The sequence below is a fragment of the Fictibacillus sp. FJAT-27399 genome (assembly GCF_001510655.1).
GTDB lineage: Bacteria > Bacillota > Bacilli > Bacillales > Fictibacillaceae > Fictibacillus_C > Fictibacillus_C marinisediminis.
On sequence record NZ_LMVC01000002.1, the window covers coordinates 1,416,238 to 1,442,088 of the forward strand.

Sequence of the window (25,851 nt, forward strand, 5' to 3'; positions counted from 1 at the left end):
AATACTACTTTCCCAACTTTCCTTTTTCCATTATATGCTACTATTTTCATATAACCTTCTTAAGGGGAGTTATCATGATATTACAAACAGAAAAGGCGTCTGAAGTCATTGAATTGCTCAGTCGATGGAACGTGAGTATGAGGGATCGAAATCTGGCAGTGGTCGAAGAATTAAATATTGAGGTGCAGGAACAAATCGATCCTGCCGGACTGGATCAGCAAGAACTGTTATGGCATTCGCTGCTGGAGATCCGGTATACACTCATCCAAAAAAACTTTGATGACACTGCAGTTCTATTGCAGCAGCTTGAACTGCTTCAAAGACAGTTATCCCCTGAAATGGCTTTCTACTATCACTTTTTCAAAGGCGTCTATGCCTACAGTATGAACCAGTACATAGAAGCTGTGGCCTGCTATTATGAAGCGGAAAGATTTATGGGCAGTATTGAAGATAAGATCGAAGTTGCCGAATTTTTTTATAAAGCGGCCACTGCCTATTATCACAGCAGGAAGTTTCTGCTTTCACTCAGCTATGCAAAACTGGCTAAAACCACGTATGAAGAAGTTTCAAAAAACGATCTCAGAAGTGCAGACTGCGAAAACATTCTAGGTCTCTGCTGTCTTAGTCTAAAACAGTACGAGCAGGCAGAAGAGCACTTTTTGGATTCACTGGATATCGCTGAGAAGTTTAAAGATGAAGAGCTTCTCAACTTTATACGCTATAACCTTGGATTCCTTTATTCTGAACAAAATTTGTCCGATATTGCCATTCGCCACCTTAGCGAACTGTACAGCAAGGAGTTTATCCCCCATAAACTATCCTTCCTGCTCGCACGGGAATACTTCAAAATGGAAGATAAAGAGAATGGTTTTTTTTATCTCCAGCAAGGCATGGACGTTTGCAGCACCATTCAGAATGAAGAGTATATTCACCACCTGCAAATTTTAAATGCCCAGTACTCTAATCTTCCCTCTGAGGAAATCGAGCAAGTTGTTACTGAGCATTTGAAATACTTTGAAGAACAGCAGTTATGGGGCTTTGTACAAGATTATACCGAAGCCATTGCTACGATTCTTCATCATGAAAAAAAGTTTGAGAAAGCCAGTACTTATTTTTATCAGGCGTACCGCGCTAAAACCAAAATTGAAGAAATGGGGTATTTACGATGAAAAAAGCAAAAATTTTACTGGGAACTTTTTTGGTTTTAACAGCCTTGATGGGTGCAGCTGCTGCTAATGGCAGCCTTCAAAGCGAGCACGGAGTAATCCGTGACACACCTACACACGTGTAAGATCAGAATTTGAGCTTGTCATAAAAAAGAGCCCGATCGGCTCTTTTTTTATGGGTTCAAATCATTATAAAGGAGATTTCTATGAAACCAGCACTTCCTTACGACGTAATCGAAGTAAATAACATGAAAGCCAGGGTCATTGCAAGCTTTCCAGATACTGTCGTGGCAGATTTCAAAGAATTTCAGGAGGTAGATCCACAGCACGAAAGGCAAGTCATCAAGCATAGTGCATATAAGATCGTGAAATTGAATCAGAATAAAAATAAATAATAAAGGGGCTGTCCAGAAAGTCGAAAATTGACCTTCAGGCAGCCCCTTTTTGGCTTGAAAAATCTTCAATGAAAAGTTATTTGAAGTGGAAGATGCGAGACTCCTCGAAAATGAACTTCACATTTTCTTCGTGCGATAAAAAGCTGCCGGAGCCTTCCTTGTCCTGCGGGACTAGCGTGACAGGTGAGACANCTTGCACCAAAAAGTAGGCGTTCACGCCGTTAAGGCTCACCGCACGCCCCGCGGAAAGCGAGCAGCCTGGAACGGAAATCAACAGCTTACAGACTTCTTGGACAGCCCCTTTTTTCATGTATTAATTGGTTGATAGCCCTCTCGCTTTAAAGACTGCATCAATTGTTTTTGCATTGCGGCCGCCATTGAGCTGCTGATCTGCCTGCTTGATCGCCCGTGCCCCGTCATTAAATGTTGCATTGGGTGTCAGTGACCAATGAGACTGCAAAATAATTTTTGTAGCAGCGTCCCTTCCAATAGCTCCTGCCAGCTCATATAGGGGCTGAGACCAAATCTCTCCATCCGCATGAACTTCCCCGGCAACATCCCTTGGGTATACTTTATTTTCATCCAGTCTTCTCAGACAAGGAGGGTTTGACGAAGAATAGGAGGTTGAATCCCATTCCGCAACACAAGCATGTCCAAATCCATCCCCTGTAACTGCATCCTCATAGGTTGCACCAAGATAGTCTCCAAAGCCCTCCCCCATAGATCCTCCTTCAAGGGAGTCCCCAAAACCTGGAACCTGATTGTCCTGAATAGAATGTCCATATTCGTGAGCGATGACTCCTGCATCCTCAGCATCATCCACCCCGCCAGAACCAAAGGTAAGATCCTTCTTCGTCGGGCTGTAAAAAGAGTTATCCTGTTTATACGTATTCACATTCGCTGTAATCGAACGGTTGTTGATGTTGGTAAAACCTAGCGATTGAATGTAGCGCTGCAAGGTATCAATATGATAGTAAGCCATTACATCTTCAAATTGATTATCCGAGCGAGTGTAATTGAATGTAAGGGTTGAACTTTTCGTCCTTGCTTTTGAGTTAATGGCAACATATTGGCCTGCCAGTTTTCCTGTTCCATCAAGACCCAATAATTGAACATTTTTAAGCTGGGCGTTCAATGCTGGTGAATCCGCATCATTATTGTCTGCCAGCCCTGCCGCACTTCCACTGGACTCCACCGGATTCGGTAGAAAAACCTGCCCTGAACCTGTTGCTTTTTGGTTAAGATCCTTTTTCTCTATTAATCTCCCATTGCCCGCATGGACGATCGCTTCCCAGGCCCCAAATGGTTCATTCGCATGAATCACGACTTTATACACAGGAATGGCTTTGCCGTTTTGAATCACATAGCCAAACGTGTTCTCTGTCGTGCCCCACTTACCTTTTCCTTTGTCATTGATATAGGCAGCAGCCTTTGTCTCAGCCTGCTCCTTTGTAAGCTTGTCCGGCGCACGTTCAACTGAGTTATATGGTGTATAATCTGAGACTATCAAACTGACATGTCCATCAAGTTCGACTGTCGCGGTAAGCTGCTTGGAGAAAACAGGTGAACCGTTTACCATCTGCTGATAACGCACATAGCTGCCGGCAGCTGTTGAAATGGTCGTAACATAGTCCAGGCCTGAGAGATCATTTGAAAGGTTGTACTTAGCGGCATTCCTTTTTAAAAAGTCATCTGCAGAAGATTTCGCGCTTAATGATTGAGCGTTTACAGCATTTCCTCTTAAAGCAGGGCTGTTTCCATGCTGAAAAGAAGGCATACTGACTGACAATAATATCACGGCCGCGGCCGCCAATGCCATGTTCCTCTTTTTCATTCACCTGTCTCCTCGCTATCATAATTTTCAGACAATTTAATTTTACTCCCGTAGGTGACATGCAAGCAATAGACTTATTTATCTATTTTATTGTAATACTGGATATTATTTGAATATATTTGCTATAATAATGGTTACAAAATCCTTATTCAAAAAAGCAATGATGAGAAAAGTAGAATCGTACTATTTTTACACAGAGAGCTTCGGCAGCTGAAAAGAAGCAAAAAATGACGGTTTGAAAATGGTCTCTGAGCTCTGTCCCGAACGCTTCTTTAAGCAAGTAGGCGGCAGCAAGTGGTGGCACTTGTTATCAAATCCACAGTATAAGAGTGTTTTTTATCCACTCCGTACTAGCTGAGGTGACAGGCGCAAGCCTCTCATGAATGAAGGTGGTACCACGGGAAGATCAGCCCCGTCCTTATCTATATTTAGATATGGACGGTTTTTTTAATGTCTAAGCATGCAATCCAACAGTTTAGCCAATTCTGATATAACTGAACTCTAAATTGAGGAGAATGACTAATGGCGATTTTTATTGGAGGAGCCTGGCCCTATGCGAATGGCTCACTGCACACTGGTCACATTTCAAGTCTGCTGCCTGGAGATCTGTTAGCCCGCTATTACCGCCTAAAGAGAGAGAACGTATTATACGTTTCAGGCAGTGACTGCAACGGGACACCGATTACTATCCGGGCAAGGCAGGAAAACATTTCACCGCAGGAAGTAGCGGACCGCTATCATACCGAATTTCAGGATTGCTTCACCAGGCTCGGTTTCTCGTACGACTGTTACACAAGAACGGACCACCCCCAACATCATGAGGTCGTTCAGAAGATTTTTCTTACTTTATTAAACAACGGATATATCTATAAAAAAGAAATGGAGCAAGCGTATTGTGAAACCTACGATCAGTTTCTGCCTGACCGTTATGTTGAGGGTACATGCCCCGTATGCGGAAAACAGGCGCGAGGAGATCAGTGCGACTATTGTTCTACCATCCTTGATCCTGCTGATCTGCTGGACCGGACATGTAAGCTATGCGGCCAGCCGCCCGTGTTCAAGCTCACTGAGCATTTCTATTTTGCGCTTCGTCAGTTTCAGGAAAAGCTGGAAAGAGATGTTGAACGAGCAGAGCAGAAACAATCCTGGCGGCAGAATGCCATTCAGTTGACTAAGCGCTATCTACAAGAAGGATTGATCGACCGTGCCGTTTCACGTGACTTGCCTATTGGAGTAAGTATCCCGATTGAGGGCTATGAAGACAAAAAGGTGTATGTCTGGATTGAAGCGGTGTCAGGCTATCTTTCTGCCAGCCAATTATGGTCACAGGAGACTGGCAATGATGATTCGCTCTTTTGGAAGGAAGACACGATCACGTATTATGTCCATGGCAAGGATAACATTCCGTTCCACACCATCATCTGGCCTGCCATCCTGCACGGAACTCAAAATCCCGCCCTTCCCCGTCACATTGTTTCGAATGAATATTTGACACTGGAGAAGAAAAAATTATCCACGAGTAAAAATTGGGCGGTCTGGGTTCCAGACATTCTGGAGAGGTACCATCCGGATTCGATCCGCTACTTCCTAACGATCAATGCACCCGAAAACCGAGATACTGATTTTTCATGGAGAGAGTTCATCTATAGCCATAACGGCGAACTGCTTGGCGCCTACGGCAATTTTGTGAACCGGACACTTAAATTTATTGAAAAATATTACGGGGGGCTCTTGCCAAAGAGTAGAGTTGATCGTATCGCAGAATCCCTTTTACCTCCTCTTTACCAAAAGACAGGCCGTTTGATTGAAGAGTCCCGTTTTAAAGAAGCACTTGAAGAAATTTTCGCTTACATCCGTTCGGCGAATAAATATTTTGATGAACAGCAGCCTTGGAAACAAATTAATGAGAACCCTGCTGGCTGTGAGACAACAATGGCTACCTGTGTTGCCATTATCGCTAATCTCGCGCAGCTGCTGGAACCATTCCTTCCTTTTTCGAGCAAAGAAGTCCAGCAGGCACTTGGAATGAAAGAATCATCGTGGAAGGTGATTTATCCGGATCGAATTCAGCTTTCAGGTGTAAAGCCGCTGTTTGAGCGGATTGATATTAAACAGATCGACGAGGAACTAAAGCGCTTGGGTAATCCTTCTTGATCCTTACAAAATGAAAGGACGAAACACCCGAACCTGGGGTTCGTCCTTCTTTTTACTTTACATCACCTTTTTATCCAACTGGCTGGCTGATTCATCCATAACCGGGTGCTTCCAGAGAATTATCCCCCCGATCAAATACAACAAAGAGGTAAGATAAAACAATGAGCCGATGGTTAGAAAATCAATAATGTATCCTGTCATGATGACAGCAAGTGCTGCCCAAATAGACGTCCATAAATGATAGTGGCCCACCTTTTTACCGGCATTGCTTCTTTCCGTGTGGCGGGATAGGGCTGTTTTTTCTGTTGTTTTCTGAAATGCTCCCAAAAGGCCCATAACTATCTGAATAACATAAACATGCCAGGTCTCAGATAGGACTGGAACCAGCAGCATGACCACCGCCATTCCCCATGCATAGATCAGCAGCAGTATACGGTCACCAAACCTGTCACTCCACTTGCCAATGAACGGATGAAATAAGGCGGAAGATAAAGCAAACAGACCATAGGCCCAGCCGAATTGAGAATAGCTGTCACCCAGATTGCGGAGAAGCAGCAGATAAAAAGGAAATACGATGCTGCTTGCCGTCATCATGACGCTTTGTGATCGTATGAGCTGTTTATAGGTCATCTCCGTACTCCTTATAAAAGTAGTTCATGAACATTTCGGACGGATCATACTTTCTTTTCAGTGCAAAGAATTCCTGCGTATGCGGATAGGCACGTTCCAGCTGGCTTTGGCTGGCGAAAGGGTAATAAGGCAGATAATAGCTGCCTCCATGATCGAGTGTAATATTAATGAGCTTGCGGACTACTCTTTTAGTATCAGCAGTGCCTTTCTTGCTTTTCTCCTGATTGATCAGCCAAACAAGGGCAAACATATCCTTTTTCGCATACGTCATCATCGCCTGCTGGTCTTGATCAACATAGCGTATCGTAATATTCAGCACATTCAGATCTTCTTTAGTAAGAACTGCCTTTAAGTCATCCACATAAGAAGAGAATTCATCCACTGGAACAAAATATTCCTGCAGGATCTCTGTCCTGTTTTGGCTGTCATATTCCATAAATTCACTGTCTGAACGCATAACATTATTCCGTGTCTCCACTTTTCCATTTTGCTTCAGAAAATAGTTTTTCTGAGTTTTCCATAATAATTCCTTGCCCCAGCTGCTGTACCGTGACGTTCCGAGCAATACTTTAGGCAGCACGACATTTCCATCGTTCCTAAGCGGCTCATTTTTTGTTGATTTTTGATTCTGCAGCAACCGGTAATTGGTAACGTACATCTCTTTAAAAAACGAAGGATCGGGTGCGATGGACAGGCGGGCCATATGCATACGGATGTTAGGATCATGCTTGACCTTTCTTTTAAAATAGTCCGTATACTCACTGTAGTCCATCGCGATTACTTCATTTTCATACCATTCATCCTGTGCTAATTTAAGTGTTACATCTAGTATGACGCCAAATAAACCATAACCCCCATTCACAAGTTCAAACAGCTCATGATTTTGTTTTCTGCTGACATTAATAATAGTCCCATCTGCTTTTAACAGCCGCAAAGACTCTACCGTATCAATTAAAGAACCATACCTTATATCTCTCCCATGTACATTGACACTGATCGAACCGCCAACGGTGAAAATATTTTGGGACTGCATCACTTGAACGGCGAGTCCATTTCCATGTATATAACGCTGGATATCGTTCCATGTTGCTCCGCTCTGAACAGTAATTCTTTTTTTATCAGGCTGAAAATTCAGTACCCTATTGTATGTTTTCATATCAAGCATAATAGAGTCTGGGAAGTACGTTTGCCCTCCCTGGCTGTGCTGCATGCCCGCAATGGATATCTTTTCACCTGATTCCGACGCATCCTTAATCCATTTCTGAAGTTCTTTCTGTGATGTGCTCCGTCTGATTTCCTTTACTTTTGTCGGCAATAAACGTGCCGCATCTTCCACGGTTTTAGATTCCTGCCGATGTTTGTATGCAGCAAATGACGCCGTCCAGCCGACAATGAAAATCAGCAAGAAAACAGCTAAAATAATATTTCTCTTCATAAAATAATCCTTCCTATCCACTGTTCCTTCGTCCGCGTTTATGTTACCAAATTAACCCATATGTGTATATAGTTGTTTTCACCTAGACAGATTGGTAACAGCCAAAACAAAACGGGTGGATTTCTCCACCCGTTTTCCAATCTTATTTAGGAGCTTTTCATCTTTATTTCCGGAAGCTTTTTCACTGGTTGTTTCTTTTATCCCAACCTCTAAACCTATGACCGCGTATAGAATGGCTGCAGCTGTAACAGACAGCCATAGGAAGGTATGTAAACCGAGTCCATGATCACCAGCAAAACCTCAGAACATAACTTCAGTAAAAAACCCCATTCGGCTTAAACGAATGGGGTTTTACTCTTTTTCTTGAATGTTGTTCAGTATTTTACCAAGGCTTCTCTTCAAGTTTTTCAGTTCATCGTCTTCCATCTTTATGTTTTCAAGCAGTGCACCGGGAATACATGCTGCTTTCTCACGCAGCCCTTCCCCTCTTTCCGTCAAGGAGACCATCACACTTCGCTCATCCTGCTTGGAACGGTTCCTCATGATCAGTCTATGAGCTTCCATTCTTTTCAGCATTGGTGTCAGGGTACCCGAATCGAGGAACAGCTTCTCACCAAGATCTTTCACGGCTAGCTCTTTCTTTTCCCATAGTACGAGCAGGACCAGGTATTGCGGGTAGGTGACGTCGAGCTCCTCCAGCAATGGACGGTACTGCTTCGTGATTTCACGGGCAGCCGCATACACCATAAAACAGATCTGGTTTTCCAGTTTCAATGGGTCGTTACTCATTTTTCTTCGCCTCCTCTCACTTCATAATCCTATTTCCACTATATTTCAACCAAACATTACCGTCAAATTAAATTGTTAACAATTTAATTTTTGACAAACAAATCACTTCATGTTAAATTGATATCAAGTAATTAAATTGTGCACAATATAAATCAAAAGGGAGAGATCATGCATGAAATCTTTATACACAGCAAAAGCAACCGCAGACGGCGGACGACAAGGTAAAGTTAAATCCAGTGACAGCACTCTTGATTTTTCACTATCCATGCCAAAAGCACTTGGCGGAAAAGAAGAAGCAGGTGCTACCAACCCTGAACAATTATTCGCTGCAGGTTACGCAGCCTGCTTTGACAGTGCTCTTCAGCTTGTAGCCCGCCAGGCAAGAAAACGAGTTGAATCCAATGTTACCGCAGAAGTAAGCATCGGCAAAGATACCGATGGAGGCTTTGGTTTAGCAGTTGCTTTACATGCTGCCATTAAGGGAGCCAGTCAGGAAGAAGCCCAGCAGCTGATCGAACAGGCTCACCAAGTTTGTCCATATTCAAAAGCAACCCGCGGAAACATTGAAGTGACTCTTCATGTTACAGCTGTATAATGAATGCAAGAAGCCAGTCTCATGATCCGGGACTGGTTTTTGCTTAGGCAAATGGGATGACTTTTTACAGAGTGTCCGTTATAGTAGGTTCACTCTAACTAAACAAAAATGGGAGGAAAAAATGATGAGCCCTATCACAGTTTCAGCCACGCTTACAGCAAAACCTGGACGTGAAGAAGAAGCGCAGAACGTACTTCTTGAAGTATTGAAGCATTCGAGAAACGAGGAAGGATGCTTACACTATAACCTTCATCAATCGCAGGATGATCCAAAAGTTTTTATGCTGTATGAATTATGGAAAGGTCAGAATGCAATCGACAGTCATATTGAATCGGCACATTATCAGACTTACAGAACAAACATTGAGCCCCTGATTGATGTACGCAATGTCCAAAAATGGAATCAGATCGGTTAAAAACGGGGTGCCTGGCACCTCGTTTTTCCTATTCATTATTCACATTTGCGTTTTAAAGCAGTGATTTTGCTGCATACATAAGGTAACAGTATTTTTAACAGAAAGGATGCTTTCTCTTGATATCCTTAAGTATATTAGATCAAGTTCCTGTTCCAAAAGGGCAGACTGCTGCAGAGACATTGCAGCAAAGTATACAGCTCGCCCAGATTGCTGAAAAGCTTGGCTATCACCGGTATTGGTTTGCCGAGCATCACAGCACAAAGGGGCTGGCAAGCACGGCTCCTGAAATATTGATTGCCCATACCGCCGCACTCACCCAATCTATCCGGCTTGGTTCTGGCGGTGTCCTTTTGCCGCAATACAGTCCGTTTAAGGTTGCAGAAACCTTTCAGCAGCTGGAAGCTCTTTCGCCGGGCAGAATCGATCTTGGAGTGGGCCGGTCATCCGGCGGTACGATGAAAACGAGACTTGCTTTAACAGACAACATAAAGAAAAGCTTAACCGCATTTCCCCGGCAGCTCCAGGATCTATCGTATTACCTGACGAACTCCCTACCTTCTGATCATCCTTTTCATGGGATAAAAACTTCTCCTCAAGTCCCCTCACCGCCAGGCCTTTGGGAACTGGGAATGGGCGAAAACAGCGCCAGGCAGGCTGCCGAGCTTGGTATCGGTTATGTATTTGGGCATTTTATCAATCCCGAGAGGGGACAGGAAGCGTTTCAGACCTATCATGAAACCTTTCAGTCATCAGCCTTTTTCGAAAAACCGGCTGGTATCGCTGCGGTTTTTGTGATCTGCGGGGAAACGGATGAGCATGCTGAAGAACTAGCTTTAAGCCAGGACCTTTGGCTTCTCCGTGTTGAAAAGGGCCTGGACAGCCGGATACCGAACATTGAAGAATCAAAATCATACTCCTTCACACAGTTTGACCGGGAACAAATCAAAAAGAACAGAGAACGTATGGTGATCGGTTCTCCAGAGATCGTAAGAGACAAGCTTATATTACTTTCAGAACAGTATCAGACTGCTGAATTTATGATTTTGACAAATGTATTTTCTTTTGCAGAAAGAAAAAAATCGTATGAGAGATTGGCCCATCTATTTAAGTAGCTGCATGTTTATTGATTGGATAATAAATGACACAACAAAAAGGGGCTGTCCAAGAAGTCTGTAAGCTGTTGATTTCCGTTCCAGGCTGCTCGCTTTCCGCGGGGCATGCGGTGAGCCTCTTGGTGCAAGCACCGGCGGGAGTCTCACCTGTCACGCTAGTCCCGCAGGAGTCTCGCATCTTCCACTTCAATTAACTTTTCATTGAAGATTTTTCAAGCCAAAAAGGGGCTGCCTGAAGGTCAATTTTCGACTTTCTGGACAGCCCCTTTTTATTTTTATTTATAGATTTTCACACGGTCTTTAAGCGGCTGGAATTCTTTTTCGCCTGGTGCTGCCACAGGCTTGCCGAATGGCATTTGAGCGATAAGCTTCCAGTTTTCTGGCACATTCCATTCTTTTTTGACTTCTTCATCAATGATTGGGTTGTAGTGCTGAAGTGATGCACCGAATCCTTCATTCTCTAGTGCAGTCCAAACAACAAATTGGAGCATCCCTGAAGAATGGTTGGACCAGATTGGGAAATTGTCTGCATAAGCAGCGAATGCTTCTTGAAGTCCTTCCACTACTTTTTGGTCTTCGAAAAATAGGACGGTTCCGTATCCGCTTCCGAACGCGTTCATTTTTTCTTCTGTCGGAGAAAACTGATCTACCGGAACGATGGCACGAAGAGTTTCTTTCGTGATATTCCAAAGTTTATCGTGGTTTTCGCCAAGCAATACAACAACACGGGCACTTTGTGAATTAAAAGAAGATGGTGTGTATTTTACCGCATGATTGATGATTTCCTGAATTCTTTCATCAGAAACAACGGCTTCTTTTCTGATTCCATAATAAGAGCGTCTCTCTTGAACTGAAGTTAAAAAATCTTTTGCCATGTTAATTTCCCTCCACTAAACGACCATTTTTATTGTTTATTACTTTATGTAAGTTAGTATAAATAATATATTTCATTACGTCAAGTGCTAACTTTCAGTAAAATAAGCGATTCATTGTGGTTAATCTTCAGCCATAGCGGGAATTCATTTTAAAAGTGTACTGAGGAGGCAAATCGAAATGAGTACGTTTGAGGTGAAAACCTATTATTTTGAAGATGATGGATTCATTCCTAATCACCCAGATTGGCCGGTATTGTTCTACGAAGGGGTTTTAGCCGAACGATCTTATCAAGCCGAACAGATTTTTAATGAGAACAACTGGCTAAACAGCTGGCGGAACGGCATTTTCGACTATCATCATTATCACAGCAACACTCATGAGGTATTAGGTGTCATATCGGGATTTGCGACAGTTAAGATTGGTGGAAAATCCGGACAAGAGCTGCAGATTCATGCTGGTGATGTCATCGTTTTGCCAGCTGGAACCGGGCATATTAACATGGAATCCAGCGCGGATTTTCAAGTGGCTGGTGCTTACCCCAACGGAATGGATTATAATCTGATGCGCGGAGTCGACGGTGAACGCCCTACGACTCTAGAAGAAATACGTAATGTTCCTCTCCCTGAAACCGATCCTGTTTTCGGTACGGATGGACCTTTGCTTCAGCATTGGAACAGAAAATAAGAACAGCCCGAATCTTTGTTGATTCGGGCTGTCATTATGCCAAGGATTCAGGAGGCAGACCAGGTTCTTTCCCGCCGTCTGGTGCATCGAATTTTTGTTTTGTCCGTACCAGTGAAATGACGGCAATGATAAGGCCGCCTGAGGTATCCGCAATAAGATCCACCATCGTATCGCTGTTTCCCCCGCCCTGCAGCGTCATAGCAAAGATCTGATCCATACTGAACTCATACATCTCCCAGATGACTCCGCCAAGAACGGCAAATGAAAGAACGAACCAGAAGACAAGCCATGCTGAAATATGCGTGCCTCCTTCCCGATGAACGAGCCTTTCATAAAGAGCCACTGCAACGAAAGCCAGCAAAGCTCCGCTCAGTAAATGCAGAAACGTATCCCACCAGCCCAAACCATAAAAATGAAGAATGGAACCTAAATATTGTGATGCAAAAAGAAAAGCTAAATAGGAAAGCAATATGGGCAGGTTAAACTTTAATTTAGTAAACCGGGCAAGGACAAGCGGTATGGCTCCGCACAGAACTCCTCCTAATGCTACCTGATAGCTGTGAACCTCTCCTTTTGGAAAGTAATAAAAAAACAAGACCGCCATAAAAACCGTGTAGGCCAGACTAATCATAAGGACCGACTTTCGTTTCATTCATACACCTCATTTCCTGCTCATATAAATTATTGCCACCAAATCCAGAAATATGAATGTATCCTTTCGAGAACACAAAAAAGCCTGGAATCTCACTCTTATCATTCCAGGCCTGCTTATCACGTTTTTATTGTTTTGTCGTATCGATTTGTTCACGCAGTGGCTTAACCACATTCATATCAACATCATAGGTTTTTCCTTTATAGACGACTTTTGCGTTTTCGTCTCCCTCCTTGCCTGTGATCTTTACGCTTTTACTCTGAATAACAAAGCTTCCGTCTTTCTTTTCAACATGTTTGGCATCAACCATTTCTTTTTTTATCACAGGCTCGATCGTTTTTTTATATGCCGTTGATGCAGAATTCACGCCTTGTTTTCCTATGTTCATAATTTTGTCGGGGCTTACCCCAAATATGACAATAGCGATGATGGCAATAACTCCAAATATGAGGGCGGCACGCAGAGCAAGTTTAAACAATAACACAAACACGATGATTGCAAGCACCACCAGTATGACAAGCAGCAAGTGATCTTCAATCCAAGCCATGGCTAAGTCTTCCCTTCCTCTTTTACCAATGTTAATACCCGAATGATTAACAAAATAGACAAGGAAATAAATCCCTTTTTATGAAACGTTAGCTCTTTTTAGATTTGAGCGTTTTTTCACCTGTGAAACATAGCTGTGAAGAATCATTCCAACCATGATTAATGCCATGCCAAGCCATGATAAAGCGGAGGGCATCGGCAAGGATAACATCCATATTTCACCCATTGCCGCAAAGAGGACTTCCGCAGATTGGGTCGCCTCAACAGCCGCTAACTGCTGCATGTTCCCCCTGACAAGATCCGTGGCATAAAAGAACAGCACCGTGGCGATAACGCCGGAAGAAAGAGCTACAAGGGCGGATTGAAAGGTTTGGACTGCCGTTGGAGGCCCATCGGCCAGCCAGCCAATAAAAGCGAGAACGATCCAGAAAGGAAGACTGGCGAGCGTCATGCCAAGTACCCGCTGATAAGCATCCAACCGACCTCTGCATAACTCCATCATTTTTCGATTACCGAGCGGATAAGCAAACGAAGCGACTAACACAGGAAGTGCTCCTAACAGCACATCATTGAACGAAAGTGTTCTTGCCTGCTCCATCTGCATCAGGACAATGCCAAGAAGGATGATCAACGACATGGAGAGCCCCTTAAACGGAATCTTCCCTCTTACCGATTGAAGCCCTTGTGATGTTTGAACCTGTTCCTTAAAAAAAGGAACGAGAAGTGAGCCTGAGATAATGGTAATCTGCCACGTTCCGGCAATCAGCCATCCAGGTTCATAGGCTGCAGCAAAACAGATGGGAGCATAAAATAGGCCGAAGCCCACCAAACTCCATAACAGCCAGCTTTTCGGCTGTTCTTTCATGGTCTGCATCAGCTGGCCCAAGTTTCCCCTTAACATTACAATAATCAGCAGAAAGGGCACCATGAAAAAATAGCGAAGTGAAGCGCTCCAGATCCAGCTTCCTCCTGATAATTCCATTAAACGGTTTAGCACAAATGTAAAGGCAAAAAAGAAAGCAGAGCAAATTCCGACGATGACAGGCCGCATGGAGTACACCTCTCTCTTCATTTTTGAATCAGCAGTTCTCCGAGACTCAGCCAGTTTACTTCGGTCAGGAGAGCCGTTTTCTCACTATCTTTTTCTATGCAGGCATCAATGATTTGTTCATGCTGCTGTATTGAATTCACCCCTTTTACGGAGCCGAATTGGGCCATTTCTAAACGGCGGATCTTAGCGGTACTTACCTCCAGCGCTTTCACCAGCTCAGGATTTCCGGCTGCTGTTACAAACACCTGATGAAAATCTTCATCCGCTTGAATGGCGGCTATAACATTCCTTTCTTCCATAGCAGATCTCAGCTTTTGATTTTGTATTTTTAATTCTTTAACATCCTTTTCCTCCAGAAGTGGAACGGCAAGTCTGGCGGCTAATGCATGAAGTGCTGCAACGACGGTAAATGCATGGTTCGCTTCATCGTTATTTAACGGAGCGACTCTTGTCGCGGAACCCGGCATCGCTTCGACTAGTCCTTCATCTTCAAGTTTTTTTAGAGCCTCCCTTACCGGTGTCCGGCTGATGCCGAATAGCTCCGCAAGATCTTTGTCATGCAATCGTTCCTCAGGCTCCAGTTCTAATAAGAGTATTGCGTTCTTCAAATGATGATACACTTCTTCTCTTAATGATAATCGTCTAATTGGTTGAATGTTTTTCATAAAACCAATATATCGCATATCAATTGACAACTCAATAAAAAAACCAGTGCAAAAGCCACTGGTTTTGTTCTATTGAATTCTTTCCCGTTTGTACACAATTTCTCCATCATATACATCTCCCGTTGGCAGATAGCCTAGCCTCTTATATAGTACGGCTGCCCTCTGGTTCTCTTGATGGACCGTTAGCCGTGTTTCACGGGAATGAGGAAACCTCTCCTCAATCCAAGAAATCATCTCAATCATCGCTCTTTTTCCATATCCCTTCCCCTGATGCTTTTCATCAATAAGAAAACCATTGATCCAATACATGTTATCATTCTGCTCTTCAAATGCATGCATGATGAATCCTACCATCATTCCTTCTGCATAGATAGCAAACGGAAGGTACTCAACATCCTCGCCGTCCGGCTTAATATAGACTTTAGCCAGCGATACAGCGACAGAAGGCACGAAATGCTCCTGCTCTTTTTTCACTTTTAACAGCAGCGCTTCTTCCCAGTTGCCGCGATCGACAGGTTTTAACTCAAGCATGAAGTCTCCCTCCCGCTAGTTTACTATAAGGGTGCCAGGCACCCTTATAAAAAACGGCTCCGCCTATTAGGCAGAGCCGTTATTGCACTTATGCTGTTTTTCGGAACTTTCCTGAAATCCCGATCGCAAAAGAGATAATCGTTGTAATTAATAAAGCTTCTGTAATAGAGCTGAGAATCGTATTCAAAGACATAACGCTGTATATCTGTATAGAGACTCCGATCGGAACGCCTAGAAATAAAACGACAGAGCCAAATATTGCATTTTTTAAAGTAAACAGGAATGTACGGTGGGCCCAGTCCAATACTCGCAAGCTTAATACCCAGAAAATACTGATCAATGACCAGAATAACAAAATAGAAGCTATGAACGAGTGAGAAGTCAGCCCGAACAGAACGTGTTCTGAATAAAGATTGATATTCATAAAGACTTCAATTGTCTGATAAGCACCAACACCGAACAAAAGGATAAGATAGATCAAAGCGAACTCCATACCTTTATGCCCCCGGATTCTCCGTTTCAGTGAATTCATCATCTTTCCCCCAAAAAAATGACTTAATAGTTATCATCTTATCATACAAAAAAAGATTTAGATTTTAAACCTGTTTTTTAAAAATTTTTGCAAAATAACGTTAATTAGTAAAAATGTACTACTTTTTATTCCTTTTTAAACAAAGCTGTCCATAAATCCGGAACACCGAATGTTGAACTTCCTGCACCCATCACTTTCATCCTTCTAACCTCTACTGCCGTAAAGCTCCTGAAAATAGTTTTCAGCTTTTCCTCTGTATAGCCCAATCCGCCCATCACCGATTGCGCCCGGTACACCTCCCAGTCTGAAATTTCCGAGCCTCCCAAACTGCCGCCCATCACAAAACAAGTCACCGCAAAATGGCCGCCTGGTTTTAAAGCTCGGTTTACAAGTTCCACATAGGTCAGCCTGCGATGCGGGGCAAGGTGATGAAAACAGCCTGAATCATAGATGAAGTCATAGGATCCGTCCTCTATATCCAGATCAAAGATATTCTGATGAATAAAACGGACAGGAAGGTTTTGTTCCCGTGCCCGTTCCTCTCCCCAGTTTAAGGCTTCTTTCGACAGGTCCACCGCATCCACCCTGCAGCCTTTTTGGGCAAGATAAATCGCGTTCCTTCCCGGCCCACAGCCTAATTCAAGGGCTCTTCCTGGCTTTAAGTATCCTTTCTCGAAATATCCGACGAGGTTTTCATCAGGGACATTATGAAAAAAGGGAATCTTTTTCTCACGATCACGATAGAATTCATCCCAAAAAGGCACCGGGTCTCTCAATAAAGAATCCAGCATTTGCATGACATCTTCTTGATTTAAAATAATCTCTGATTGATTCAATGGACTTCTCCCCAAACTTCGTTAATTTCCTCACCTTGTCAATTTCTATACAAAGATTTAAAACCCTTCTTTCTCCATTTATCTCAGACCACAAACACAATCAAAACCTCACCTTCAAACGCCATGCATAGCTTTAATTCCGTTATTCATCTCTCGTTTAACACCCCTGTACTACCCGCTTTGTTTTCTTTAAATAGATACCTTAAAACGAATCAACGAACGGGTCGTTTTTACAAATACGAAAAAAAAAGAAAAAAGAAGAGCCCTAGACAGCTCTTCTTTTACTCTTCTATAAAAGTGTTTCTGCTCCATCAATATAGATTTCGGTTCCTGAAATATGGCTGGAACGTTCAGAGGCGAGGAATAAGACGAGATCAGCCACTTGTTTAGGTTCACCAGGCTTATGTTCAAGAGGCTGGTCTCCTTCCGGATAATCAACCGGAATCGCAATCTCCTTTACGGCTTCGGTAGCATTGGTATTTTGACCGATGTTGGTTTTAATGGCACCAGGACAGATCGCATTGACTCTTATCTTGTACCTGGCAAGTTCGAGAGCTGCCATTTTCATGAAGGCAACCTGAGCTGCTTTTGTAGAGCTGTAGGCTGCCATTCCAAATCCATGAAACGCCCGGTTCCCATTGATGGAACTGGTGATCACGATGCTTCCTCCAGCTTTCTTTAAATAGGGTATGGCATGCTTCACGGTTAAAAAAGTACCGTTTAAGTTGGTGCTGATGGTAGTGTTCCATTCTTCAAGTGATAACTTTTCAATGGGAGCGAGCGTCCCGTTAATTCCGGCGTTGGCAAAAAGGACATCCATCCTGCCCCACTTCTGCACTGCTTTCTCGATTCCACGCTGCACCTCACTCGGATCAGATACGTCCACTTCACAAGCTATTGCCTCTCCCCCTGTATTCCCGATTTCCTGTACCACTTCTTCCGCTCGTTCTTCTTTTATATCCATCACACAAACCTTCATGCCTTCCTTCGAGAAAGCAAGGGCTGACGCTCTTCCAATCCCTGAACCTCCGCCAGTAACAACTGCCACTTTTCCTGCTTCTTTTTGATAGATGCTCATAATAGTCCTCCTCTATATTTCTTATTAATATACCCAATTTATTTTGTTTTTTTGTTGGATAATTCTGAACCTTTCTGTGGTAAACTGATGTTGAGATTTACAACTCGCATATCGAAACGTTTCTATTACCAAGGAGGCAGTATTCAATGACCCCACTTACAAACGAACAATTGCTGGAGCTGGAGAGTAAACATTCTTTTTTATTTTTCTGGAATGAAACGAATACCGATTGCGGCAGCCCTGGGTTTGGCTTGATCCGGGACCGTGCACCGGGAGACCCTGATATGTGTTCCGTCGCCTCGGTCGGCTACGGGTTAACCGCTCTTGTCATCGGTGCAGAACGGGAATGGATTTCAAGAGATGCAGCTTACGAACGTGCCGATGGAACACTAAACACACTATTATTAAATGCTGAAGAGGTTAATGGCTTTTTTTATCACTTTCTCTCGATGGAAACTGGAAAAAGGGCCAGAAAATCAGAAGTATCCATCATCGACACAGCCATTGCTCTGTGCGGCGCAATGACAGCTGGAGAATATTTCGGTGGAAAGATTAAAGAAAAAACGCAGCAGCTTTATGAACGAGTGAACTGGGAATGGTATCGGAACCCTGAGACGAACCAGTTTTATATGGGTTATACTCCTGAACGCGGGCACTGGGGGGCCTGGGACTTGTACGCCGAGCAGTTCATGATGTATTTTCTTGCCGCCGCCTCACCGACACACCCCGTAAATCCGGAAATGTTTTATGACTTCCACCGGCAGGTCAGCTCCTATGGGGATGGGCCCTTATTCATTTATACATGGTTGGGCTCTCTCTTTACCTTTCAGTTCTCCCATGCCTGGTTTGATTTGCAGAACAAGACCGACCAGGATGGAATCGATTGGTGGGAAAATTCGGTTAAGGCCACACTTGCTCACCGGCAATATTGCATAGATGAATCGAAAACCTTTAAAACGTATGGTCCGAACTCCTGGGGACTGACAGCTTGTGACGGCCCTGCAGGCTACAGCGGAAGATATGGGGCGCCGCCTTCTGGAAGGGACGGTGCCAATGACCTGCATCATCCTGACGGAACCGTCCCTCCAGCAGGCGCCATCGGATCCATTGTCTTTACCCCCCAAGAGAGCATGGAAGCGATGCAGCACTATTACAACAACGTTCCAGAGCTTTGGGGAGAATACGGTTTTATCGATGCTTATAACCTCGATGTTACCCCCGCCTGGTTTGGCACAAATGTCATCGGCATCGACAAGGGCATCTCTTTATTAATGATTGAAAACTACCGGAGCGGACTCGTCTGGAAATGGTTTATGAAAAATGAATATGCCCAAAAGGGACTGCAGCTTACCGGCTTTAAGATCAGCTGAGCTTCCTGTGAATCGGCATGTATTTGGCTGGGATCGGCATGTATTTGCGTGAGATCCGCATGTATTTTACCTAGATCGGATGTATTCTGAGAATCGCGCGTATTTTCCTCCAACCGGCGCGTAAATCCCTGCAACCCGCGCGTAACTACTCACCGCCGCTAAAAACGTCCAAATAAAGCAGGCTTCCACCGTCACGAACCGTGACTGGCAGGAGCCTGCTTTTTCGTTATTCTCCAGAGATCCCCGTTTTGTCTGTGACCTCGACAAACCACCTTTGAGCAAAGAAGTACAGTATGAGCAGCGGTAAAATAACAAGCATGGTACCCGCAAGTTTGATGGATTCGTTAATGTCTGTTTTTGCAGACGCTGCCTGGCTGCCGCCGAACATGCTTTTAAACGCATCATTAAACTCCTGCAGTTTTAATGGCAGTGTGGACATGGCATCGCCTAGATAGAGAGAGGCCATATACGTTTCATTCCAATGCCAAACGAAAGAAAAGAGAAACACAACAACCATAGCTGGCACTGAGATTGGAAGCACAATTCTAAAGAAGATTGAAATTCTTCCCGCTCCATCAATTTGCGCCGCCTCTTCTAATGCAACTGGAATCGACTTAAAGAATTGGGTATAGATCAGAATAAACAATGTACTCTTGATTCCCATCGCAAATACGGCAGGAACAATAAACGGCAGGGATGAACCCGTCATTCCGTAGTTTTCAAATAATAGATAAAGAGGGATCATCACGACTTGCGCCGGAATGATAAAGGTAATAATCATCAGGGCAAACAGCACCGGTTTTCCTGGAAAGTTGAACTTTGCGAACCCGTACCCTACCAACGCACAGGAAATAGTTTGAGCCACAGCCGGTATCGCGGAATTTAACAGTGTCGTGCTCAACGTTTTTGGAAAATCAAGCACTTGCCAGGCTTGCACGTAATTTTCGATCGTAAACTCCCTCGGTATCCACATAACGGTCGGATCGAGCAGGTCATCCATGCTCTTAAAACTTTGTGAAACAATGAAGAGAATCGGATACAGATAGACGAAACCAATGCAGATTAATAGGTAATACGTAAAAAATTTAAAGACCAGGCCGTCGTTGCCCTGCTTGCCAAGCAGAAAACGTCTCGCACGGGTAAGCGGCAGCTTTTGGGCAAACTGGCTTTTTGTAAAAACAGAAACGGATGGAGTTACTTTTTCATGTTCTAAAATCGTCTTCATGAAGCTGTCCTCCTTTTCATGCGGGGTTTTCGATAGCCCAGCTTTCGCTCCTTCTTTCCTTCCTTGTTCCTGAAAAAGAAAAAGATGATCAGGAGAATGACGAGAATCAAAGCCTGGTAGATCCATGAGAGAGCCGTCGCGTAACCAAAGCCTGTTTCAATCTTGAACATGTTTTCTTTAATCGAATTGATTACATTGTTCACGGAGTTCGTGAACAGATCAACCGTGGTATAAATAAGATTTACAAGAATGAAAGGCTTTAAGCCAGGCAATGTGATCTTCCAGAACGTTTCCCATGGGGAAGCACCATCTATTGCTGCCGCCTCATAGATACTCCGGTTAATCTTTTGCAGTCCGGCAAGAAAAATCAAAATCTGAACTCCGGAAAACCACAAAATGAGAATAAATTTCTGAATCACCTCAATGATTGGATCGGCAAGACCGGGACCCATTGAATCTTTAATCATACTGACAATCCCGTACTGTTCAACCATCGGTATGGTGCCAGCTCCTTGAGCGAAAAGTTCATTGATAACTGCGCCGCTAGAGATCACCACCGGCAGGAAGAACACTGCACGGAACATCCCCTTCATCTTAATCGGCTGGTTGATGAGCAGTGCGACAATCAATGAGAATATAACAACGATCGGTATCATGATCACCACAGTTTTTGTAAAATTAAACACTTCGTCCATAAAATACGGATCTTTAAAAAACGCGTATTGATAGTTATCGAGTTTAATAAATTGCGATTTAATGCCTTCGGGTGTAATAAACACCTTCTCGAAGCTCATTTTCAGTGATGAATAGATCGGATAGGCCATAAAGAACAAGAAGCCGATCAGCCATGGCGAGATAAACAGCAACCCTGTCAAAGTGTCCTTTCGTCTGTTGGTCATTGCTTATCCCCCTTTTTCAAAACCAGAAAGTCTCTTGCACCGATCTTATGCCCGTTTACTTCTGCAGCTTTTGATTCGTAGTTTACCAGGATCACCGCTCCGTTAGAATACGTCACTTCAACGAGTCCCGGCTGAACGACTTTTCTCTGATCAATTGTTTCACCGGATACTTCGCTTAGCGGAGCTTTAACTCTTTCGTAAATACGCTTTGCGTCCTTCAGCCAGTCCTTATAGTAAGAGGCTGCTAGATTTTTTGATGGACCGCCGCTTAAAAGATGGGACGGCTGTTTCGTAAAATAAAAGGAAGGAAATGCACCAGTCTCCACCATTTTAAGAACCGTTTCATCCTCGTCCGCTGCAAAGTTCAGCGGGGTACTGTAGTAATCCATATAACCGTGCAGCACCATCTGAACAAAAGGAACCGTATCCGTTGCATACATGTATTGAGAAGAACTCATTTCAATATTGTAGATTTTCGATGCGTGTTTTAAGAGAAATGCGTTTGGATTATACAGCGCAAGTTTTCCAAGTCTTTCATGAAGCTGATCAGCCAGTTTCATATAATCCGTTGCCGCTGACTGCCTGTCTGTCGGATGTTTCTTATGATAATCAGAAAACAGCAGAGAACTTGTATTCTCAAGTGCTGCGCCTGCAGATGGAATACCTTTTAAGTTTGCTGCATCCTCCTCTGCTAAAGTGACGGCTTTCCCAGGTGTGATGTAATATCGTTCAAGATCTGTCTTTTCCTTCTCGAAGGGATCTGAGCCTACTTTTTGAATCAATACCTGGTTGGTGATCTTGCGTGCCCCTTCCGTTTTCTCATCAAAGTTATCTGCCCCATCATATCCGTACGTATAATCGAGCTGCAGAGACAGTGACGAACCTTGATTCTTCAGGACTTTTGCCAGACGTTTTAAACCTTCTGGACCGCCAAGCTGATCAGCTGCCGGAAATTTCTGAGGATTGCTGCCGGTCAGCCCGCCATCTCCCCAGCCGCGCAGAAGAATATCGAGGTTGTCCAATCCATAGTCATTTAGTTTCTGCGTGATTTGTTTTACATCCTTAAACGATGTCATTTCCACATATTTTTTTCTGAAAAGCCCTTTTTCCATTTCACCGCCAAGGAATTCAACGTGGGCTGGCACGTCTTTCCTGGAGACTTTCTGCTTTTTCAGTATGCCTTTTTGTTCAAGGTAGCTTCGGTAGGATTTGGCCATCCCGGTATACGATGCACCTTCACCTTCCAAGAAGTTATACCTGACCTGCATGTCGTTAAGAATGCGGGACTTCTGGTACGTATTATATCCGCCCATATTTTTGCTCGTCGGCTGGAAATAGGCATTGCGAACGATAAACCGGGGGGCAATCCAGTTGAAATTCGTATTGAGCCCGGATGGATAAGCAACGATTTCCGAATTGTACTGGCCCTTTTCCACGATGCCAAGAAATCCATTCTGTCCTTCGCCATGAACGGCGCCAAAGACCGGCATCGTCACAGGAACATTACGGATATCCGCTAGCCCAGGCGGGTTTACAGAATAATCCTGGCCATAAATCCTTCCGACAAATGGCTCATCGTATGAGACGGAAGGCTTCTGATAGCGGATCAATGCTCCGCTGCCGTCAGGAATCATCATATATCCCGGGAGATCATCGAGTCTTGTACTTCCGAAAAACGGATAAACATAAAGGTTAGCGATCTTGCTATCTTTTTCTTTCCATTCGTTTTGAGGTATCTTGAGGACGAGCTGGCTGCCCTCTACTTTGACTTGGATGAGAAATGATGTTTTCATTTGATGAAGATTCACTCGAAATTGAAAGCCTTCTGGAATGGCTTTTACATCCTCAATCGCACCGCCAAGCGATGCCAGGCTTCCTCTTTCGATCCCGGCATTATCATTAAAGTATTCGACCATGATTGGAGATTGGACGAGTTTGTTCCAATCATCGTTGAGGGATTCTTTTGCCAGCATTTCTTTTGAAGGATACGAACTCCACACATATCCCGTTTTTTTGTTCTTCACCATGATCCCCATGGTCTTCGGCTCCGCATAAAGCTCCAAAGCAGAGGTTGAGGCTTCTTTTTTATACCCTGCTGGAATGCGGGGAGACTTTACTGTTTTTTGTTTTTGGTCAGGCTGGGTGTATCGGTTGGAACTAAGTTCTACCAATGACAGTTCTTCGTGCTTTTTCAGCAGTTGCTGCGGCGGCACATCTTTCGTTCTTGAAAAAAGCCCGGAAGCGCCCGTCACGCCGGTAGAGATCAGCAGGAGAACAGCTAGCAGTCCGCCGATCACAGCTTTTTTTACAGTAAACTTAAACACGGGCTTTCACCTCCGAAAGTATGGCATCCACAAAATCATACAGCTGGTTGGTTAAACCGAACATCATAAATCCGATCAGCCCGAGAATCCCCATTCCCGCAAACGTCAAAAAGATATTTTTCACCGTCTGTCCGAGCTCAAACCGGTGAATTTCCTTCACCATCAGAAACATAAGCAGAGCGGTCCAAACGATCATTCCATAGCGGGCGATGTCATACAGTACAGATTCCATCAGGGTGAGGCCGTTGGAAACAATGGACACCGGTATGCCTAAAAAGATATACGGGCTGAACGCATAGGCTGTACCGATATAGACATCCTTAAATTTCCCTTTCCCGTCATTGATTGTGCTCACCAAATAGTTGGCAATGATCCAGACGGTAATGGGCACACTGATTTTCCAAAACTCATTCAGCAGTTTGACCTGCTGTGGATCCTGTGAACTGAACAGGAAGTTCGTATAAAGAAGATCGATGAAATAGACAACTAATAAAGCCAAATATAAAAGAGTAGCCATAAGAACAGAACCTTTGCCTTTATGCATGAGCTCCCAGTAGCCTTCGATCGGATGTCTCATGATTCTGAAAGCCTGAAGAAACTGTGAAACATGCTTCTGCTTTCTGGCACGCAGCCAAAGCTTTCTTACTCCGGCTCCCATTCCTTTTTTTCGATATAGCAGTTTCATAGCATAATAGGCAGCAAGCATGATGATCCCTGCAATGATAAAAGAAGAAGTGTGCTCAAGCATCCATTTTCTTCTGATCTCCCAGTAAGCAGTGGAATAGCCTTCAATGTCCTTTGAAATCGAAAAACGCGCTAAAGCTTCTTCGTATTTCCCCTTTTTTAAAGCCGCCATTCCCATCCCCTGATGCGCAAGCCCAAACATGCTGTTATACTTGAGAACTTCCTTCCAATACCCTTCACTTTTTTCATAGCGTCCTTCCGAATAATAGGACATTGCTTTATGCACAAGATTGGCATAGGCGGTCGGCTGGAACACTTGAATGGCTCCGCGCTGTTTGTCGAGGACAAATACCCGGCCCTTCGAATTAACTGCAATACCCGATGGGTTTTTCGTCAATCCGAGCCGCTGGTTCCCGCTGTCCCCGCCGCTGAAACAAAAAATCAGGTTCCCCTCTGAGTCGTACTCATAGATGTAGCCGTACTCCCCGTCCACGGTATATATGTTGCCCAGGGGGTCAACGGTAACATCAGAAAGGCTCGGACTATTCATAACTGAGGGAATAAGATTTGATCCAGAGATGTTCAGTTTCTTTATTCCGCCGGTATCCGATCCAATGGTGCTCGTGTAGATCAGTCCTTCGTCATCAATCGCCAGGTTGCTCGCTGAGGGAGGCCTTTTGCTTTCCAGTTTTTTCAGCTGTTCCTTCGTATAAAGAACGTTTTGTATTTTCCGTTTCAAGTCAAAGGATGTCTGGTTGGCACCAAAGTAACCCAGGAATTCTCCTTTCGGACTGAGCTGGGCCAAGCCCTCGACAGATCCTTCCAATACGGTATACAGGTTTCCACGCTTGTCGACGATTACTTTTTTCGGAACAAAATTGGTGTCCTTTCCAAAAAGGACGGAGTTTGGCTTTCCAAACTCATTGATCTTCTTGCCGTTCGCATCGAATTCGTATAGCTTTTGGCTTCCGTAATCCGAAACAAACACATGGCCGTTATCCTTAACAAACACACCCGTGGGCTGTGTCAGAATCCCTTTTCCGATGCTCTTGCTGAACTGGCCATCAGGTTTCAGTACGGCAATTCTGGCATTTCCTGCATCAGCCACGTAGATGGAATCGTGCTGATCAATAAAAATATCTTCGGGCTGCGAGAAAGGCTGAAGTTTTTCTTTTCCAACGCCTTCTGTATTCCCGATGGAAGCAAGCCCGTTAATCATCCCTGTCGGAAGGTAGGCATCCTGTGTCGTGATCCACTCTCCATCCGGATTGATGGTATACGTATCATAAGGTGCAGAAGCCTGCGCTGTCTCAGGCACCAGGAGGAGGGAAATGAACAGAACCACTATGATTTTTTTTAACACGGTCATTTCC

27 protein-coding genes and 1 other annotated feature are annotated in these 25,851 nt (G+C 44.1%); of the genes, 10 read left to right on the forward strand and 17 right to left on the reverse strand.

What is annotated here, in order from left to right; all coding sequences use genetic code 11:
- Positions 1-74 precede the first annotated feature (74 nt).
- From AR335_RS12220 to AR335_RS12225, 3 genes are all read left to right on the forward strand, one after another.
- Positions 75-1,169, forward strand: coding sequence for a tetratricopeptide repeat protein (locus AR335_RS12220; protein ID WP_053355305.1), 1,095 nt, complete (start codon positions 75-77; stop codon positions 1,167-1,169).
- Positions 1,166-1,291: a hypothetical protein gene (locus AR335_RS25195; RefSeq protein ID WP_255357573.1), complete on the forward strand. Its 126-nt coding sequence runs from the start codon at positions 1,166-1,168 to the stop codon at positions 1,289-1,291. Before AR335_RS12220 ends, AR335_RS25195 begins: the two co-directional genes overlap by 4 nt.
- Positions 1,292-1,372: 81 nt before the next feature.
- Positions 1,373-1,561, forward strand: a complete 189-nt coding sequence (locus tag AR335_RS12225) for a hypothetical protein (RefSeq protein WP_062236014.1) — start codon at positions 1,373-1,375, stop codon at positions 1,559-1,561.
- Positions 1,562-1,874: 313 nt separating this feature from the next.
- On the opposite strand, the gene AR335_RS12230 is transcribed toward AR335_RS12225, so the two are convergent.
- Complete coding sequence (locus tag AR335_RS12230) at positions 1,875-3,338, reverse strand: M36 family metallopeptidase (RefSeq protein WP_234293293.1); 1,464 nt, start codon at positions 3,336-3,338, stop codon at positions 1,875-1,877.
- A gap of 208 nt (positions 3,339-3,546) precedes the next feature.
- Positions 3,547-3,818, forward strand: a binding site (T-box leader).
- A 99-nt stretch (positions 3,819-3,917) separates the two neighbouring features.
- Between AR335_RS12230 and metG the strand changes: the two genes are divergently transcribed.
- The gene (metG, locus tag AR335_RS12235; RefSeq protein ID WP_062236021.1) at positions 3,918-5,549 is read left to right on the forward strand and encodes a methionine--tRNA ligase; all 1,632 of its coding nucleotides are present in this window, start codon (positions 3,918-3,920) and stop codon (positions 5,547-5,549) included.
- 57 nt (positions 5,550-5,606) lie between these two features.
- Here metG and AR335_RS12240 read toward each other — a convergent pair whose 3' ends face one another.
- From AR335_RS12240 to AR335_RS12250, 3 genes are all read right to left on the reverse strand, one after another.
- Complete coding sequence (locus AR335_RS12240; RefSeq protein ID WP_062236024.1) at positions 5,607-6,179, reverse strand: MFS transporter; 573 nt, start codon at positions 6,177-6,179, stop codon at positions 5,607-5,609.
- Complete coding sequence (locus AR335_RS12245; protein WP_062236027.1) at positions 6,169-7,614, reverse strand: FAD-binding oxidoreductase; 1,446 nt, start codon at positions 7,612-7,614, stop codon at positions 6,169-6,171. The genes AR335_RS12240 and AR335_RS12245 overlap by 11 nt, the downstream gene beginning before the upstream one ends.
- Before the next feature lie 351 nt (positions 7,615-7,965).
- Entirely contained in the window at positions 7,966-8,403 is a 438-nt protein-coding gene (locus tag AR335_RS12250) for a MarR family winged helix-turn-helix transcriptional regulator (RefSeq protein ID WP_062236030.1), read from the reverse strand.
- A gap of 172 nt (positions 8,404-8,575) precedes the next feature.
- Between AR335_RS12250 and AR335_RS12255 the strand changes: the two genes are divergently transcribed.
- From AR335_RS12255 to AR335_RS25200, 4 genes are all read left to right on the forward strand, one after another.
- Positions 8,576-8,998, forward strand: a complete 423-nt coding sequence (locus tag AR335_RS12255; RefSeq protein WP_062236032.1) for an organic hydroperoxide resistance protein — start codon at positions 8,576-8,578, stop codon at positions 8,996-8,998.
- A 124-nt stretch (positions 8,999-9,122) separates the two neighbouring features.
- Entirely contained in the window at positions 9,123-9,413 is a 291-nt protein-coding gene (locus AR335_RS12260) for a putative quinol monooxygenase (RefSeq protein ID WP_062236035.1), read from the forward strand.
- A gap of 116 nt (positions 9,414-9,529) precedes the next feature.
- Positions 9,530-10,525 (forward strand): LLM class flavin-dependent oxidoreductase, encoded by a 996-nt coding sequence (locus tag AR335_RS12265; protein ID WP_062236038.1) that lies wholly within the window; start codon positions 9,530-9,532, stop codon positions 10,523-10,525.
- A gap of 68 nt (positions 10,526-10,593) precedes the next feature.
- Positions 10,594-10,719, forward strand: coding sequence for a hypothetical protein (locus AR335_RS25200; RefSeq protein ID WP_255357574.1), 126 nt, complete (start codon positions 10,594-10,596; stop codon positions 10,717-10,719).
- An 81-nt stretch (positions 10,720-10,800) separates the two neighbouring features.
- On the opposite strand, the gene AR335_RS12270 is transcribed toward AR335_RS25200, so the two are convergent.
- Positions 10,801-11,400 carry a nitroreductase family protein gene (locus AR335_RS12270; RefSeq protein ID WP_062236040.1) on the reverse strand — a complete coding sequence of 200 codons (600 nt, stop codon included), beginning with the start codon at positions 11,398-11,400 and terminating at the stop codon, positions 10,801-10,803.
- Positions 11,401-11,578: 178 nt separating this feature from the next.
- On the opposite strand from AR335_RS12270, the gene AR335_RS12275 reads away from it, so the two are divergent.
- Positions 11,579-12,085, forward strand: a complete 507-nt coding sequence (locus AR335_RS12275; RefSeq protein ID WP_062236044.1) for a cupin domain-containing protein — start codon at positions 11,579-11,581, stop codon at positions 12,083-12,085.
- 34 nt (positions 12,086-12,119) lie between these two features.
- On the opposite strand, the gene AR335_RS12280 is transcribed toward AR335_RS12275, so the two are convergent.
- The 8 genes from AR335_RS12280 to AR335_RS12315 all read right to left on the reverse strand — a co-directional run bounded on the left by AR335_RS12280 (position 12,120) and on the right by AR335_RS12315 (position 17,976).
- The gene (locus AR335_RS12280) at positions 12,120-12,737 is read right to left on the reverse strand and encodes a hypothetical protein (RefSeq protein WP_053355316.1); all 618 of its coding nucleotides are present in this window, start codon (positions 12,735-12,737) and stop codon (positions 12,120-12,122) included.
- Positions 12,738-12,864: 127 nt separating this feature from the next.
- Positions 12,865-13,284 (reverse strand): hypothetical protein, encoded by a 420-nt coding sequence (locus tag AR335_RS12285; RefSeq protein WP_062236047.1) that lies wholly within the window; start codon positions 13,282-13,284, stop codon positions 12,865-12,867.
- A gap of 78 nt (positions 13,285-13,362) precedes the next feature.
- Entirely contained in the window at positions 13,363-14,334 is a 972-nt protein-coding gene (locus AR335_RS12290) for a DMT family transporter (protein ID WP_062236050.1), read from the reverse strand.
- Positions 14,335-14,351: 17 nt separating this feature from the next.
- Positions 14,352-15,017: a GntR family transcriptional regulator gene (locus tag AR335_RS12295; protein ID WP_369795833.1), complete on the reverse strand. Its 666-nt coding sequence runs from the start codon at positions 15,015-15,017 to the stop codon at positions 14,352-14,354.
- A gap of 51 nt (positions 15,018-15,068) precedes the next feature.
- Positions 15,069-15,530 carry a GNAT family N-acetyltransferase gene (locus tag AR335_RS12300; protein WP_062236053.1) on the reverse strand — a complete coding sequence of 154 codons (462 nt, stop codon included), beginning with the start codon at positions 15,528-15,530 and terminating at the stop codon, positions 15,069-15,071.
- Between the two features lie 88 nt (positions 15,531-15,618).
- On the reverse strand, positions 15,619-16,062 hold the full coding sequence (locus AR335_RS12305; RefSeq protein WP_062236056.1) for a hypothetical protein: 444 nt from the start codon (positions 16,060-16,062) through the stop codon (positions 15,619-15,621).
- 125 nt (positions 16,063-16,187) lie between these two features.
- Positions 16,188-16,859, reverse strand: coding sequence for a class I SAM-dependent methyltransferase (locus tag AR335_RS12310; protein WP_062237069.1), 672 nt, complete (start codon positions 16,857-16,859; stop codon positions 16,188-16,190).
- A gap of 328 nt (positions 16,860-17,187) precedes the next feature.
- Positions 17,188-17,976: an SDR family oxidoreductase gene (locus AR335_RS12315; RefSeq protein WP_062236059.1), complete on the reverse strand. Its 789-nt coding sequence runs from the start codon at positions 17,974-17,976 to the stop codon at positions 17,188-17,190.
- Between the two features lie 146 nt (positions 17,977-18,122).
- Here AR335_RS12315 and AR335_RS12320 point away from each other — a divergent pair, with 146 nt between their 5' ends.
- Positions 18,123-19,346, forward strand: a complete 1,224-nt coding sequence (locus AR335_RS12320; RefSeq protein WP_062236063.1) for a glucoamylase family protein — start codon at positions 18,123-18,125, stop codon at positions 19,344-19,346.
- 226 nt (positions 19,347-19,572) lie between these two features.
- Here AR335_RS12320 and AR335_RS12325 read toward each other — a convergent pair whose 3' ends face one another.
- From AR335_RS12325 to AR335_RS12340, 4 genes are read right to left on the reverse strand one after another with little or no spacing between them, the layout of a single operon-like run.
- On the reverse strand, positions 19,573-20,571 hold the full coding sequence (locus AR335_RS12325) for a carbohydrate ABC transporter permease (RefSeq protein ID WP_082683472.1): 999 nt from the start codon (positions 20,569-20,571) through the stop codon (positions 19,573-19,575).
- Positions 20,568-21,470, reverse strand: coding sequence for a carbohydrate ABC transporter permease (locus AR335_RS12330; RefSeq protein ID WP_082683473.1), 903 nt, complete (start codon positions 21,468-21,470; stop codon positions 20,568-20,570). Before AR335_RS12330 ends, AR335_RS12325 begins: the two co-directional genes overlap by 4 nt.
- Positions 21,467-23,794 carry a DUF5696 domain-containing protein gene (locus AR335_RS12335; protein WP_062236066.1) on the reverse strand — a complete coding sequence of 776 codons (2,328 nt, stop codon included), beginning with the start codon at positions 23,792-23,794 and terminating at the stop codon, positions 21,467-21,469. The genes AR335_RS12330 and AR335_RS12335 overlap by 4 nt, the downstream gene beginning before the upstream one ends.
- Positions 23,787-25,841: a YIP1 family protein gene (locus AR335_RS12340; RefSeq protein ID WP_062236069.1), complete on the reverse strand. Its 2,055-nt coding sequence runs from the start codon at positions 25,839-25,841 to the stop codon at positions 23,787-23,789. The genes AR335_RS12335 and AR335_RS12340 overlap by 8 nt, the downstream gene beginning before the upstream one ends.
- Between the last annotated feature and the right edge of the window lie 10 nt (positions 25,842-25,851).